Annotated in this window: 13 protein-coding genes and 1 riboswitch; of the genes, 9 read left to right on the top strand and 4 right to left on the bottom strand. The window is 73.2% G+C overall.

Translation table 11 applies throughout. From position 1 onward, the window contains the following. The first annotated feature begins 44 nt into the window (after window positions 1-44). Window positions 45-893 (top strand): aldo/keto reductase, encoded by an 849-nt coding sequence (locus tag AB0M76_RS05090; RefSeq protein ID WP_365951585.1) that lies wholly within the window; start codon window positions 45-47, stop codon window positions 891-893. 10 nt (window positions 894-903) lie between these two features. Continuing rightward, the gene (locus tag AB0M76_RS05085; RefSeq protein ID WP_365951584.1) at window positions 904-1,344 is read left to right on the top strand and encodes an RICIN domain-containing protein; all 441 of its coding nucleotides are present in this window, start codon (window positions 904-906) and stop codon (window positions 1,342-1,344) included. Between the two features lie 136 nt (window positions 1,345-1,480). Here AB0M76_RS05085 and AB0M76_RS05080 read toward each other — a convergent pair whose 3' ends face one another. After that, window positions 1,481-1,786 (bottom strand): 4a-hydroxytetrahydrobiopterin dehydratase, encoded by a 306-nt coding sequence (locus tag AB0M76_RS05080; protein ID WP_365951583.1) that lies wholly within the window; start codon window positions 1,784-1,786, stop codon window positions 1,481-1,483. A gap of 209 nt (window positions 1,787-1,995) precedes the next feature. Here AB0M76_RS05080 and AB0M76_RS05075 point away from each other — a divergent pair, with 209 nt between their 5' ends. After that, a complete protein-coding gene (locus AB0M76_RS05075) occupies window positions 1,996-3,798 on the top strand; it encodes an FAD-dependent oxidoreductase (protein ID WP_365951582.1) in 1,803 nt (600 codons plus the stop codon). A 26-nt stretch (window positions 3,799-3,824) separates the two neighbouring features. Next, window positions 3,825-4,616, top strand: coding sequence for a helix-turn-helix transcriptional regulator (locus tag AB0M76_RS05070; protein WP_365951581.1), 792 nt, complete (start codon window positions 3,825-3,827; stop codon window positions 4,614-4,616). Here AB0M76_RS05070 and AB0M76_RS05065 read toward each other — a convergent pair. Further along, window positions 4,602-5,024 carry a hypothetical protein gene (locus tag AB0M76_RS05065; protein WP_365951580.1) on the bottom strand — a complete coding sequence of 141 codons (423 nt, stop codon included), beginning with the start codon at window positions 5,022-5,024 and terminating at the stop codon, window positions 4,602-4,604. The two genes, AB0M76_RS05070 and AB0M76_RS05065, sit on opposite strands and share 15 nt — an antisense overlap. Before the next feature lie 310 nt (window positions 5,025-5,334). Here AB0M76_RS05065 and AB0M76_RS05060 point away from each other — a divergent pair, with 310 nt between their 5' ends. The 4 genes from AB0M76_RS05060 (at window position 5,335) to AB0M76_RS05045 (ending at window position 9,738) form a co-directional block, all read left to right on the top strand. Then, window positions 5,335-6,369: a hypothetical protein gene (locus AB0M76_RS05060; protein WP_365951579.1), complete on the top strand. Its 1,035-nt coding sequence runs from the start codon at window positions 5,335-5,337 to the stop codon at window positions 6,367-6,369. Next, on the top strand, window positions 6,366-6,929 hold the full coding sequence (locus AB0M76_RS05055) for a toxin-antitoxin system, toxin component (protein WP_365951578.1): 564 nt from the start codon (window positions 6,366-6,368) through the stop codon (window positions 6,927-6,929). Before AB0M76_RS05060 ends, AB0M76_RS05055 begins: the two co-directional genes overlap by 4 nt. Before the next feature lie 107 nt (window positions 6,930-7,036). Then, on the top strand, window positions 7,037-8,515 hold the full coding sequence (locus AB0M76_RS05050) for a pyridine nucleotide-disulfide oxidoreductase (protein ID WP_365951577.1): 1,479 nt from the start codon (window positions 7,037-7,039) through the stop codon (window positions 8,513-8,515). Continuing rightward, window positions 8,512-9,738, top strand: a complete 1,227-nt coding sequence (locus AB0M76_RS05045) for an MAB_1171c family putative transporter (RefSeq protein ID WP_365951576.1) — start codon at window positions 8,512-8,514, stop codon at window positions 9,736-9,738. The genes AB0M76_RS05050 and AB0M76_RS05045 overlap by 4 nt, the downstream gene beginning before the upstream one ends. Window positions 9,739-9,760: 22 nt before the next feature. Here the strand turns inward: AB0M76_RS05045 and AB0M76_RS05040 are convergent, their stop codons facing one another. Both AB0M76_RS05040 and AB0M76_RS05035 read right to left on the bottom strand, forming a co-directional pair. Then, window positions 9,761-11,050: an NADH:flavin oxidoreductase/NADH oxidase family protein gene (locus tag AB0M76_RS05040; protein ID WP_365951575.1), complete on the bottom strand. Its 1,290-nt coding sequence runs from the start codon at window positions 11,048-11,050 to the stop codon at window positions 9,761-9,763. 350 nt (window positions 11,051-11,400) lie between these two features. Further along, window positions 11,401-12,246: a bifunctional 5,10-methylenetetrahydrofolate dehydrogenase/5,10-methenyltetrahydrofolate cyclohydrolase gene (locus AB0M76_RS05035; protein ID WP_266999729.1), complete on the bottom strand. Its 846-nt coding sequence runs from the start codon at window positions 12,244-12,246 to the stop codon at window positions 11,401-11,403. A 66-nt stretch (window positions 12,247-12,312) separates the two neighbouring features. Next, window positions 12,313-12,413, bottom strand: a riboswitch (ZMP/ZTP riboswitch). Between the two features lie 57 nt (window positions 12,414-12,470). On the opposite strand from AB0M76_RS05035, the gene AB0M76_RS05030 reads away from it, so the two are divergent. Beyond that, the gene (locus AB0M76_RS05030; RefSeq protein WP_365951574.1) at window positions 12,471-13,232 is read left to right on the top strand and encodes a methyltransferase domain-containing protein; all 762 of its coding nucleotides are present in this window, start codon (window positions 12,471-12,473) and stop codon (window positions 13,230-13,232) included. Window positions 13,233-13,324: the final 92 nt, after the last annotated feature.

Genomic DNA, 13,324 nt, shown 5'->3' with positions numbered 1-13,324 from the left:
TGTCGCCCCCCATACCGACCGACGATCCGAGGGAACAGCCAGACGTGAACCAGGTCCCCAGCATCAAGCTCAACAACGGCACGCTCATGCCCCAGCTCGGCTTCGGCGTCTGGCAGGTTCCGGACGCCGAGGCCGAGCGGGTGGTCGGGACGGCGCTGCAGGCGGGCTACCGCAGCATCGACACGGCGGCCGTCTACGGCAACGAGCAGGGCACCGGCCGGGGCCTGGCCGGGGCCGGAGTGCCGCGCGAGGAGCTGTTCGTCACCACCAAGCTGTGGAACGGGCCGTCGCAGGCGTGGGACCGGGACGCGGTGCTGCGCGCGTTCGACGACTCCCTGGCCAAGCTGGGCCTCGACCACATCGACCTGTACCTGATCCACTGGCCGCGCCCGATGCGCGAAGACTTCGTCGCCATCTGGAAGGCCTTCGAGGAGATCGCGGCGAGCGGTCGCGCCCGCGCCGTCGGAGTGGCGAACTTCCGCCCGGCGGACCTGGAGCGGCTCGGCGCCGAGAGCTCCCTGGTCCCGGCCGTGAACCAGATCGAGCTGCACCCGCTCTTCCCGCAGGCCGAGCTGCGCGCCCTGCACCGCCGGCTCGGCATCGCGACCGAGGCCTGGTCCCCGCTCGGCCAGGGCAAGGGGCTGCTGACGCTCCCGGCCGTCGCCGAGGTCGCAGCCAGGCACGGGCGCTCCGCCGCCCAGGTGGTGCTGCGCTGGCACCTGCAGCTCGGGAACATCGTGATCCCGAAGTCCGTGACCCCGGCGCGGATCCGGGAGAATCTGGACGTCTTCGGCTTCGAGCTGGACGCCGCCGACCTCGCCGCGCTGGACGCGCTGGGTACGGGTCCCGCGGCCCGGCGGATCGGGCCGGACCCGGCCGTCTTCGACTACTGAGGGGTGCGGTGTGAGCGTCCCCGACGGGGTGTACCTGGTGCGCAACGCGGCCAGTGGGCTGCTGCTCCAGCTGGAGGGCGGCACGCGGGTGCGGGTGGGGCCCGAGGATCCGGCCGGGCCCCCGGCCGCCCGGCAGTGGCGGATCTCGCCGGTGCACAGCGGCGGCGGGATCGTCCACGTCGTCAGCGTGCACAACGACAAGCGGCTCGATGTCGCGAACGCGTCGACGGAGAGCGGCACCCGGGTCCAGGTGTGGCGGCCGAACACGTTCGGCGCGCAGGAGTGGATCGTCGAGGAGCATCTCGACGATCCCGGTGTGGTGTCCCTGATCGCCTGTATCAGCGGGCTGCCGCTGGAGGGGGACGAGGAGGGCCGGGCCCGTCAGTCCGAGGACACCGATTCGCCGTCGCAGTGGTGGCGCCTGGAGCCGGTCCTCCCCGGCCCGGGTTAGCCGGGGCGGGGCGGCGGGCGGCGGGCGGCCGCGTCGTAGCGTGCCGCGCGGGCGTGTTCGCGCCGGGCGCGGGGCGGGCGCCGATCGCCCGGTCCCGCGCCCGCCCGTCGCCCGTACCCCGGCTTCGCCGTCGGTATCAGCTCGCGCCGTGGGCGGGGGCGAGGGCCTCGACCCGCTCGGCGAGCGCGAAGTCGGCGCCGGTGACGGCGTCGCCGGCGCTGTGCGTGTTGACCGACACCCGGACCGTGTTGTAGCCGAGGGTGAGGTCGGAGTGGTGGTTCAACTCCTCCTGGACCGCGGCGATGTGCGTGACGAGGGCGCTCGCCGCGAAGTGGGTGCCCAGCCGGTAGGTGCGGATGATCCGGTCGTCCTCGAAGGCCCAGCCGGGGAGTTCCCGCAACCGGTCCTCGATCTCCTTCTGCGAAAGCGGCTCGTCTGCCATCGGCATGCTCCTTCACCGTTCGGGCCCGGACTTCTGACGTGGGGCCAAGGTTCCCACAGCGCACGCCCGGGGGAAGGTTTCGCGCCATAGTGCGTGCGGGTACTTCCGCGCCTTCCGGGTCCACGGTGTCGCCCCTATGCTCCTGCGCCGGACGTGACTGTTACCGCCGGTAATGCACACGCTGCCGACGACTCCGAAGGGGCTTCCTCATGACGCGCACGGGCAGTTCGAGGCGCACGTTCATCGCGGGCGCGGGGGCGGCGGCCACCGCCGGGGCGCTGGGGGCCTCCGGGGCCCTGGCCGCCCCCGCCCAGGCCCAGTCCCACTCCCCGACCTCGACACCGAAAACCACCGGCCGCCGCGTCGCCGTCCTCGGCGGCGGGGTCGCCGGGCTCACCGCGGCCCACGAACTCGCCGAGCGCGGGTACACCGTCACCGTGTACGAGCGCCGCGCGCTCGGCGGCAAGGCCCGCAGCATGGACGTCCCGGGCAGCGCCCGCGGCGGGCGCCGGCCGCTGCCGGCCGAGCACGGCTTCCGCTTCATCCCGGGCATCTACCACAACCTGCCCGACACCATGCGGCGCATCCCCTTCCCCGGCAACGCCCACGGCGTGTGGGACAACCTCGTCGCCCCGCCCGAGATGATGTTCGCCCGGGCCGGCGGCCGGGAGGACCTGCGCGCGCCCATCCCCTGGTCCGGCAACTCCCCCGCCGAGCTGACGCCCGACGAGATCCGCCGCGCCCTGACCGGCATCCTGCAGTCGCTGGTACGGCTGCCGCCGCACGAGACCGCGTACTTCGTCGACCGCGTGCTGGTCTTCCTCACCAGCTGCGACGAGCGCCGCAACGAGGTCTGGGAGCACACCCCCTGGTGGGAGTTCGTGCGGGCCGCGCAGATGTCGAACGAGTACCAGCGCATCCTCGCCGTGGGCATCACCCGCAACATCGTCGCGACCAAGGCCGAGGAGGCCTCCACCCGTACCGTCGGCGCCCTGGGCGAGGCCTTCGTCTTCAACGCGCTGGGGCGCGGGGCGGACGGGCCGCCGGACCGGATCCTCAACCTGCCGACCAACGAGGCGTGGATCGGTCCGTGGGAGGCCCATCTGCGCTCCCTCGGAGTGGAGTTCAGGATCGGCTGGACGGTGCAGGAGGTGCAGTACGGGAACGGCCGGGTGAGCGGGGTCGCGGCCCTGGACCCGGCGGGGGCCCGGCAGACCGTCACCGCCGACCACTACGTCAGCGCGCTGCCGGTCGAGCACGCCCGGCGCACCTGGAGTGCGGGGCTGCGGGCCGCGGACCCGATGCTGGGCCGCTGCGACCGGCTGGAGACCGACTGGATGACCGGCATCCAGTTCTACCTCACCGAGCGCGCACCCCTCGTCCACGGGCACCTCAACTGCATCGACTCGCCCTGGTCGTTGACGGCGATCCAGCAGGCCGAGCACTGGCCGGCCCGCGACTTCCCGGCCGACTACGGCGACGGGGTGGCGGTGGACTGCCTGTCGGTGGACATCTCGGACTGGGACAAGCCGGGGATCCTGTACGGGAAGACGGCCAAGCAGTGCACCCGCGAGGAGGTCGCCCGCGAGGTGTGGGCGCAGCTGAAGGCCTCCCTCAACGACACCGGGAAGACACTGCTGACGGACCGCACCCTGCACTCCTGGTTCCTGGACCCGGGGGTGGACGGGCTCGGCACCCCGAATCCGACCAACCAGGACCAGCTGCTGATCCACCCCACCGGCACCTTCCACAACCGGCCGAGCGCGGACACCCGGGTCCCCAACTTCTTCCTCAGCGGGGACTACGTGGCCGTCGACATCGACCTGGCGACGATGGAGGGCGCCAACGCCTCGGCCCGCGCCGCCGTCAACGCCCTTCTGGACCGGGACGGTTCGAAGGCGGAGCGGTGTGCGGTCCTGCCGATGTACCGGGCTCCGGAGGTGGAGTCCTTCAAGCGGCACGACCTGTGGCGCTACCGGCTCGGCCTGCGCAACGTCTTCGACCTGGGCTGACCCCCCTCTGGGCTACCGTCGTGGGCATGACCACCACCCCGTCCGTCGGAGCCCTGCTGCGTACCTGGCGGGAGCGGCGCGGCATCAGCCAGCTGGAGCTGGCGGGCCGCGCCGACTCCTCCTCCCGCCACATCAGCTTCATCGAGACCGGCCGGTCCCGGCCGAGCGAGGAGATGCTCCTGCGGCTCGCGGACCGTCTCGACGTACCGGTGCGTGAGCGCAACGCCCTGCTCCTCGCGGCCGGTTACGCCCCGCGCTACGCGCAGACCCCGCTGGACGACCCCGCCATGGAGGCGCTGCGCGAGGGCCTGGAGCGGCTGCTGACCGGCTACGAGCCGTATCCGGCGCTGGTCGTTGACGCCGCGTACCAGGTCGTCGCCGCCAACCGGGGCATCGCGATGCTGCTCGACGGTCTGCCGGAGCACCTGCTGGTCCCGCCGCTGAACGCCATGCGGATCACCCTGCACCCGGAGGGCCTGGCGCCGAAGATCCGCAACTTCGCGCAGTGGCGCGGGCATCTGCTGGCCCAGATGGAGCGGCAGATCGCACTGGCCCGCTCCGCTCCGCTGCGCGCGCTGTACGAGGAGGTGTCCGCCTATCCGGTCGCCGACCGGCCGGGGGACGCCGCACCCGAGGAGGCCGTCCCGTACATCGCGCTGCCGCTGGTGATCGAGCACGACGGGCACCTGCTCTCCTTCGTTTCCTCGATCGCGACGTTCAACACGCCGATGGACGTGACCGTCGCCGAGCTGGCCATCGAGACCCTCCTGCCGGCCGACGCCGCGACGGTGAAGTACCTGCGCTCACTGGGGCCTTGAGGCCGAACGCAGCGCCAGCTGCTGGAAGAGGGCGAAGGCCGCGACGGTGAGGGCCTGCACCGGGATCCACACCAGGCCGGCGGTGGTGGGCGCGTCCCAGAGGAGGAGCGAGACCAGACTGAGGGCCGCCCAGGCCCAGTTGGTATCGATGACGCCCTTCACCGCAAGGACCGGCGGCCGGCGGCGCGAGGCCAGCAGGCCGACGCCGGCCCCGTAGAGGGTCAGGAACAGGCCGAGTTCGAGCAGGGTGGCCTGGCCGACGCCGAGGAACCGGCCGAGCGGGGCGGAGAAGGCGGCGTACGCAAGGCCGTTCCCGGTGGTGACCACGGAGTCGAGGGCCAGGAAGCGGCGCAGCGCGGTCTGCGGGACGGTGGTGCGGGCGACGCTGCCGAGCAGGGTTGCGGACATGGCGGATCAGCCTCCGTCGAAGGTCGGGGCGGGGCACGCCCGGGCGGCCACGCGCTCGAATGCGCTGGTGGGAACGGGTTCCGAGGCCGAGTGCGCGGACTCGGAACCCGATGGCTCCACTGTGCCCACCGTTCCGCGCCGGGGTCGATTACCTCCGAGGTCATGCCCGGCCCGGCGGCGGTCGTGCCAACCTTCTTTGACTCACATCGCAAGAAAGGTGGGGGATCTCCTGTTTCGCCGGGGGCCCGCGGGCTACGCTGCACGGAGCTGAAGCTCTCGAACGTCCTCTCGACATACGGAGAACCTCACGGTGTCAGCCTCCGCCCGACCCGACCTGGACTCGGCGTGGGCCCGCGTCGCGGCGCTGGCGGAGCGGAGCGGCCGGGACCCGGCCGAGGTGCTGTCCCCGGAGCGGCTGAGCCGCCTCTGCGGGGTCGAACCCGCGCTCGTCCCCGAGGTCGTTGCCGGGACCGCGCCCGAAGCGCCGCTGTGCCGGCGGGTCCACCGGCGCTTCCTGCGGCTGCGGGCCACCCGCCGCGACAAGCACGGCCGGGAGTGGTCCCTCGCCGCCATCGCGGAGGACTTCCAGGCGCCCGGCGCCTCCCTCGGCCCCCTCAACGCGGGCACCGGGATGCCCAGGCTGGGCCACGCGGCGGGCGTGCAGCGGTTCTTCGGGGTCTACTCCGGCTTCCTCCTCGCCGACAGCCAGTGCGCGGTGGAACACGCCCTCGCCACCACCGGCGCCGACGCCGCGGACGACCTCGAGCACCTCTCGTACCTGACGGGCATGCCCCCGCACGACATCCGGCTCACCCTCGACGGCGCACCACCCCGGCTCCCGCTGAAGGAGCAGGTGCACCAGCGGTTCGAGCACCTGCGCCGCACCCGGCTGCGCGCGGACGGCCAGGCCCACTCCCTCGCGGCCATCGCCCACTCCTTCGACGCATCGGGGCAGTCGCTGACCCGTCTCGCGCGCGGTGAGGGCCTGCCCAACCTCGCTGCGGCCGCCGGGATCCAGCGCTTCTACGGGGTCGACGGCGGCTTCCTGCTGGCCGACGACACCGAGGCGCTCGCCACCGCACTCACCGGGATCGAGCACGAGCTGGAAACCGCCGGACGGAACGCCGAAAACCCGATGCTCGCCGTGCTGCGGGCGCACGATGTACGAAGCATCGTCACGCGGGCCGGACGGCTCTCTCCGGCGGGCTGGAAGTCGCTGGCCGACCACCTCGACGACCTGCTGGCCCGCGAGGGCCGGCTGGGGCGCCCGGGCTCGGAGAGCGAACGCCCGCTCCACGCGGCGGTGCCCGACGACCGTAAGGCTGCCGAGGGGGGAGCGCCATGAGGACCACACGGACCATGCGGAAACTCGGCGGAGATCTGCTGGCGGATGCGCGCCTGGCGCAGCCGGCCGATGCCGCCGAGATCATCGGGAGTCTGTGCGCCGCGTACGGCCGCCGGCGCGGCGGCCGGCCGGTGGAGTTCCGGTTCGCCGGATTCCCGCCCGACACGGCCAGCGGGCTGTGGCTGGAGATGGAAGAGCGCGATCTGCTCGTCATCGAGGAGCGCACCCGTCCCGAGCACCAACTCGTCATCGCCTGCCACGAGTTATGGCACTTGGAGGAAGGCACGTGTGACAGTCACGGCCCGGGCATGGCCGTGGCGGCCCGGCTCACGGGGCACCGGGGCGATCTCGCCGAGCTGCTGCACTCGGAGGCCGGACTGGGCAGCGTGGTCCGGCAGGCAGCCGCCCGCGCGGACCGGGAGGATCCGGCGGAGATCCGGGCCGAGACCTTCGGGCTGTACCTCGGCCAGGTCCTGAAGGCGTACCTGCCGGGACCCCGCGAGGAACGGTTCCCCGAGGCGATCGAGCGCATCAAGACCTCGCTCGGCTGGGGCCGTTGAGTGCACGTCCCCGCGGCGCGCCGATGACGCCCCGGTGACCACCGTCTTCCCCCCGACGCACCTCACGTGCCGCTGCCCTCGCACGGCCCTGGACAGAGAGCACCTCGATGACCCAGTCTTCCCCGCCCCGCCACGCCGTCGTCATCGGCGGCAGCATGGCCGGCCTGCTCGCTGCGGCCGTGCTCGCCGAGCACGCCACGGTCACGATCATCGACGCCGACACGCTGCCCGACAGCCCGGCGCCGCGGCGCGGACTGCCGCAGGCCCGGCACGTCCACGTCATGTGGTCGGGCGGGGCCCGCGCCATCGAGAAGATACTCCCGGGCATCACCGACGACTGGACGGCGGCGGGCGCGATCCGCCGCAGCCTGCCCACCGACCTGGTCACCAAGACCGCCCAGGGCTGGATCCCGCGCTGCGGGGAGAAGCAGTTCAACATCTCGTGCAGCCGCGACCTCCTCGACTCGGTGGTCCGCGCCCGGGTGACCGGCCTGCGCGGCGTCACCACGCTCCAGCAGAGCCGCGTACAGGCCCTGGAGGGTACGGCGGCCCGCGTCACCGGCGTCCGCGTCGACACCCCCGGCGAGGCGGGCCGGCTGCTGACCGCCGACCTCGTGGTGGACGCGAGCGGGCGCGGCTCCCGGGCCCGGGCCTGGCTGCGTGAACTCGGGGTCGGCGGGATCAGACAGGCCCAGGTCGACTCCGGCCTGGTGTACGCGACCCGGATCTTCGAAGCCCCCGCGGGAGCCCACGAGATGGGCTTCCCGATCGTCAACGTGCAGTCCGATCCGCGGGTGCACGTACCCGGGCAGACGGCGACGATCGTGCCCATCGAGAACGGCCAGTGGCAGGCCACCCTGTCCGGCACCCGAGGCGGCCAGCCCACCGGCGACCCCGAGCAGTTCATCCCGTTCGCCAAGGGCATCCGCGATCCCGTCGTCGGCGAGCTCCTCGAGGGCAGGAAGCCCCTCACGGACGTCGCCGTCACCCAGGGCACAGCCAACCGCAGGGTCTACTTCGAGAAGGCGGACCTGCCCGACGGCTTCTTCGCCGTCGGCGACTCCGTCGCCACCTTCAACCCGCTGTACGGACAGGGCATGACGGTCGCCGCCCAGGGCCTGCTGGCCGTACGCGCCCTGCTGCGGGCCAAGGGCCTCGCCCATCCCGGCTTCGGCCGTGAGGCGCAGCGCGCGCTCGTCCCGCAGGTGGCCACCGCCTGGGAGCTCGCCACCTCGCAGGACATCCTGTATCCCGGGGCCACCGGCATGAAGCCGCGGGCCGGCGCCGGGATGCTCAACGCGTACGTCAGCCGGCTGATGACCGGGGCCACCACGCGGGAGGCGCTGACCGCCGCATTCCTCCAGGTCATCACCATGAGCAGCCCGCCCACGTCCTGGCTGCGCCCCTCGGTGGTCTGGCACGTGCTGCGCGCCTCGGACCGGGGCGCGCTGAAGGCGCCGCCGCTGACCGCGGCCGAGCGGGCCGTCGCGGAGCTCGACCAGGGGTCCGGCCCGGTCGACCCGGCGGGCCCGGCCGACCCCGTGGGCCCGGTCGGTCCCGTCGGTCCCGTCGGCCAGGCGCGATGACCGACGGTCTCATCCTGTACGTACCGGGATCGGTGATGATCCTGGCACTGCTGATCAAGGCGCCGACCCTGCGCCGGGGCTGGGACCAGCCGCTCATGCGGGCCGTGTGCACCCTGCTCGTCGTCGGCTGCATGGTCATGTTCCTGGCGGCTCCGCCGACGATCTCCGCGGTCAACCGGCTCACCGGCATCGTCAACTTCTCCGCCCCGCTGGTGTACAGCGTGCTGACCGCGTTCTCGGGGTCGTGCATCGTGCTGGTCCTGCAGTGGGGCGGCGGCCCGCCTGCGGTCGTCCGGCGGGCGACCCGGCTGACGGTGGCCGCGTTCGGCGCCGTCACGCTGCTCATCGTCGTCCTCTTCGCGATCGGCGACGCGCCGGTGGAGCGGCTGCGCGACCTGGACACGTACTACGCCAACACACCGTGGCTGCGCGAGATGATCGTCTGCTACCTGCTCGCGCACACCGTGGGCAGTTCGACGCTCACCGTGCTGTGCTGGAAGTGGCTGCTGCGCGTGCGCCCCTCGCTGCGTCCGCTGCGCACCGGACTGGCCCTGATCGTGCTCGGCGGGTTGCTGGACCTGGGCTACCTCGTCACGAAGTGGGCGGCGGTGGGCGCCCGCTGGGCGGGCCGCGACTGGGACGGTCTGTCGACGTACGTGGCCCCGCCGTTCGCCTCCGCGGCGGCCCTGATGGTGGGGTCGGGGTTCATCGTGCCGCTGGTCGGCGGCTCGGCGGCCTGGCGGGACTTCAGCCGGTACCGGCGGCTGCACCCGCTGTGGAAGGCGCTGCGCGGGTTCGCCGCGTCGAGTGTGACGACCGTGCCGCTGACCTGGTGGTCGCCGATCGGGATCCGGCTGATCCACCGCGAGTCGGTGATCGACGACGGGATCCTGGCGCTGGGCCGCTGGTTCGACCCGGCCGTACGGGGCGCCGCGTACGAGGCCGCGCTCGGCCAGGGCATGTGCGAGTCGCAGGCTTCGGTCGTGGCCGATGCGGCCATGCTCGCCGCGGCCTGCCGGCGCCGGGAGGCAGCCGAGGCCGCCGAAGCCGCCGAGGCTCTCGTCCCGGCGGACGCGGACGGCGCCGGGGAGCACCCGGCCGAGGCCGATCAGGGGCTGCCCGAGCCGCACCGGCTGGACTCCCGGCCGCTCGCGGCACTGGCCCGGGAGTTCCGCGCCTCCCCCATCGTGGCGGCCGTACGGCGGGACCCGGCAACCCTGTGAGCGGCCCGCGCGGAGGTCGGCGTCAGCCGGCGAGGGCGTCCTCGGGCTCGGGGTTGCGGGCGAGCCAGGCTCCGTACGCCCGCACCCTGCGCCAGTGCTGGAGCTGGTCGAGGGCGAACGTCGCCCGCGGGGAGGCCTCCGGGCGCGGTTCCAGGCCGCGGGCCAGCCGGTGCAGCTGGAAGCGTACGAAGGCCAGCAGCCCGGCGCCGGCCAGGTCCCGGTCCTTCCAGTGCAGCCGCTCCACCGTCACGCGTACGTCCTCCCCGGCGCGCCAGCGGGCCGGCAGGTCGGGGCGGAACGCCAGGGCCGAGGCGAGCCCCACCACGGACACACCGCGCTCCAGGACCTTCTGCGCGGTCGCCTGGCGGCCTATCCCCCCGGTCAGCATCAGCGGCATCGTGGCCGAGCCCAGGAACTGCTCGGCGAAGGAGAGGAAGTACGCCTCGCGTTCCAGCGTCCGCAGATCGGCGGTGCGGCCCAGGGTCGCGGGGCTCTCGACGCTCCCGCCGGACAGTTCGACCAGGTCGACGCCGAGGCCGCCGAGGACCGCGAGGACCTGCGCCGCCTCCTCGGTGTCGAAGCCGCCGCGCTGGAAGTCGGCGGTGTTGAGCTTGACCCCGACCGCGAAGCCGGGGCCCACCTGCGCGCGGACGGCGCCGACGACCTCGGTGAGCAGCCGGACCCGGTTCTCCAGACTGCCGCCCCAGCGGTCGGTGCGCCGGTTGACGAGCGGGGAGAGGAACTGGCTGAGGAGGTAGCCGTGGGCGGCGTGGATCTGCACCCCGTCGAAGCCGGCCTCCTCGGCCCGCCGGGCCGTGACCGCGAACCGGGCGACGGTGGCCTCGATGTCGGCCTCGCTCATCGCGGTGGGGCGGGCGAAGCGCTTGGTGTGCCTGCCGAGGCTCACCCCTATGTCGGAGGGCGCCCAGGCCGTGCCGGGCATCTCCGAGCCGACCTGCCGGCCGGGGTGGTTGATCTGCATCCAGACCCGGCCGCCGCCGCAGGACGCGGCTTCGGCCCAGCGGCGGAAGGGGCCGAGCGGGGAGCTGGCGTCGAGGACGATCGTCCCCGGCGCGGTCAGCGCCCGGCGGTCGACCATGACGTTCCCGGTGATCAGCAGCCCGGCGCCGCCCTGGGCCCAGCGGCGGTAGAGCCGTTCGATGCGCTCGTCCGGCAGCTGGCCGGACCCGGCGAGGCTCTCCTCCATGGCGGCCTTCGCCAAGCGGTTCGGCAGGGCCGTCCCGTTGGGCAGCTCCAGTGGCGTGAACAGGTCCATCAGCAGTTCCCCCAGGAAACGTGTTGCACGTGTCATCGCGCGCCCCGCGCAAAACATACCGCCCCCTCCCCGGCCTCCGTCAGGCTGCTGCGTGAACCGGTTCGCCGGCTCCTCGGCCGGGTGCTCCGCATCCGTGGGTCCCTTGAGGCGCTTGGTGAGAACGGCCGGGGAACGCCGCCACCGCACCGCCGCGACGACCGAGTCGGCTGCCTCAGGACGTCGGGCCTCCGGCCCTGCACCCCGCCCTGCACCGCGCCCGGCGGGGCGGCGGCGCACCGGTCGCGCCGCCGGTGGCGGGTGTAGGAAATCGGACACCCGGGGATGCGGAACGCCCCGGGCCGAAGGGCCCGGGGCGTTCACCGTTCACCGTGCGCGTGCGGGGCGGATCAGAGCTCGGCGAGCGCGAGCCCCGCCTGGGCGGCGGCCGCCTGCACGGTCTGCTCCAGCAGGACGGCGATGGTCATCGGGCCGACGCCGCCGGGGACCGGGGTGATCAGCGAGGCACGGGCGGCGGCCGACTCGAAGTGGACGTCGCCGACGTTGCCCTCGTTGTAGCCGGCGTCCAGGACCACGGCGCCCGGCTTGATGTCCTCGCCGCGGATGAACTCGGCCTTGCCGACGGCGGCGACCAGCACGTCGGCCTGGCGCACGATCGAGGGCAGGTCCACGGTGCGGGAGTGGCAGTAGGTGACGGTGGCGTTCTGCTCCAGCAGGAGCATGCCGGCCGGCTTGCCCAGGATCGCGCTGCGGCCGACGACGACGGCGTGCTTGCCGGTCAGGTCCACGTCGTATTCGGCGAGGAGCCGCATGATCCCGCCGGGGGTGCAGGAGACGAAGCCCGGCAGCCCGAAGCCCATGGCGGCGAAGGAGTGCATGGTGACGCCGTCGACGTCCTTGCCGGGGGCGATGGCCTCGAAGGCGGCGCGCTCGTCGATGTGGTGCGGGACGGGGTGCTGCAGCAGGATGCCGCTGATCTCCGGGTCCTCGGAGAGGGCCGTGAGGGCGGCGACGAGCTCCTCGGTGGTGGTCTCGGCCGGCAGCTCCACGTGGCGGGAGGTGATCCCGGCCTTGGCGCAACGGTTCTGCTTCATCCGTACGTACGTGACGGACGCCGGGTCCTCGCCGACCAGCACGGTCGCGAGGCAGGGAGCGGTACCGGTGCGCTCGGTGATCTTCGCCGCGAGGACGGCGGTCTGCTCCGAGATGCGGCGGGCGAGGGCGGTGCCGTCCATCAGCCGGGCACGGGCGGTGGCAGTCTGGGCAGTCGTCACGGGGTCTCCTGAACGTCGCTGCGGATCGCGGTTCGCCCAGGCGCGCGGCAGTCGACGTACCGGAGTGCGCGGTACGCCGGGCCGCTCCCCGGTGGTGATCCACCCGAACGCCAGTCACGGCCCGCCGACCACTGTAGTCGACCAATCCGGTGGATGCCGGGCGTCCAACCTGGGACGATCAGTGCATGACGCGCACTTTCGACCATCTTGTCGCCGAGGCCGAGTCCGTCTCCGTGGACGGCTGGGACTTCTCCTGGCTCGACGGCCGGGCCACCGAGCAGCGCCCCTCCTGGGGCTACCAGCGGCTGATGGCCGAGCGCCTGGCCCGGGTCCGGTCCGCGCTGGACATCCAGACCGGCGGCGGCGAGGTCCTGGCCGGGTCCGGTCCGCTGCCGCCACTGACGGCGGCCACCGAGTCCTGGCCGCCCAACATCGAGAAGGCGACGCGGCTGCTGCACCCGCTGGGCGCGGTGGTGGTCGCGGACTCCGACGAGCCGCCGCTGCCCTTCGGCGACGACGCCTTCGAGCTGGTGACCAGCCGGCACCCGGTGACCATCTGGTGGGAGGAGATCGCGCGGGTGCTGACGCCGGGCGGCACCTACCTCTCGCAGCAGGTCGGACCGGCGAGCGTCTTCGAGCTCGTCGAGTACTTCCTCGGCGCGCAGCCGGAGGAGGTCCGGCGCGCCCGGCACCCCGACGACGCCGGCGCAGACGCCACCCGGGCCGGCCTCGAGGTCGTCGCTCTGCGCTCCGAAAGACTGCGTACGGAGTTCCACGACATCGGAGCCGTGATCTACTTTCTCCGGAAGGTGATCTGGATGGTGCCCGGCTTCACGGTCGGGCAGTACCGGGACCGGCTGCGCGAGCTCCACGAACAGATCGAACGCGACGGTCCGTTCGTGGCGCATACCGCCCGTTTCCTCATCGAAGCCCGCAAAACGGGCTGACGGGAAAGGCCGCGGAGACGCGGACGGATCCACGGCCGATCGGTTGCGCGCCCACAGCGTGGCGCAGGTCACTCAATTCAGCGCGTAACGAA

Origin of the sequence: Streptomyces sp. NPDC051364 (assembly GCF_040682115.1) — a bacterium.
Classification (GTDB): Bacteria; Actinomycetota; Actinomycetes; order Streptomycetales; family Streptomycetaceae; genus Streptomyces.
Note: the sequence above shows the minus strand (reverse complement) of the source record. Positions and strands in the feature narration are given on the sequence as shown.

What these genes read in the sequence shown, in the direction of transcription:
- AB0M76_RS05045 (WP_365951576.1), top strand. Translation starts at nt 8,512, where the DNA reads ATGACCGACGGTCTCATCCTGTACGTACCGGGATCGGTGATGATCCTG.
- AB0M76_RS05075 (WP_365951582.1), top strand. Translation starts at nt 1,996, where the DNA reads ATGACGCGCACGGGCAGTTCGAGGCGCACGTTCATCGCGGGCGCGGGG.
- AB0M76_RS05050 (WP_365951577.1), top strand. Translation starts at nt 7,037, where the DNA reads ATGACCCAGTCTTCCCCGCCCCGCCACGCCGTCGTCATCGGCGGCAGC.
- AB0M76_RS05030 (WP_365951574.1), top strand. Translation starts at nt 12,471, where the DNA reads ATGACGCGCACTTTCGACCATCTTGTCGCCGAGGCCGAGTCCGTCTCC.
- AB0M76_RS05080 (WP_365951583.1), bottom strand. Translation starts at nt 1,786, where the DNA reads ATGGCAGACGAGCCGCTTTCGCAGAAGGAGATCGAGGACCGGTTGCGG.
- AB0M76_RS05055 (WP_365951578.1), top strand. Translation starts at nt 6,366, where the DNA reads ATGAGGACCACACGGACCATGCGGAAACTCGGCGGAGATCTGCTGGCG.
- AB0M76_RS05065 (WP_365951580.1), bottom strand. Translation starts at nt 5,024, where the DNA reads ATGTCCGCAACCCTGCTCGGCAGCGTCGCCCGCACCACCGTCCCGCAG.
- AB0M76_RS05070 (WP_365951581.1), top strand. Translation starts at nt 3,825, where the DNA reads ATGACCACCACCCCGTCCGTCGGAGCCCTGCTGCGTACCTGGCGGGAG.
- AB0M76_RS05040 (WP_365951575.1), bottom strand. Translation starts at nt 11,050, where the DNA reads ATGACACGTGCAACACGTTTCCTGGGGGAACTGCTGATGGACCTGTTC.
- AB0M76_RS05035 (WP_266999729.1), bottom strand. Translation starts at nt 12,246, where the DNA reads ATGGACGGCACCGCCCTCGCCCGCCGCATCTCGGAGCAGACCGCCGTC.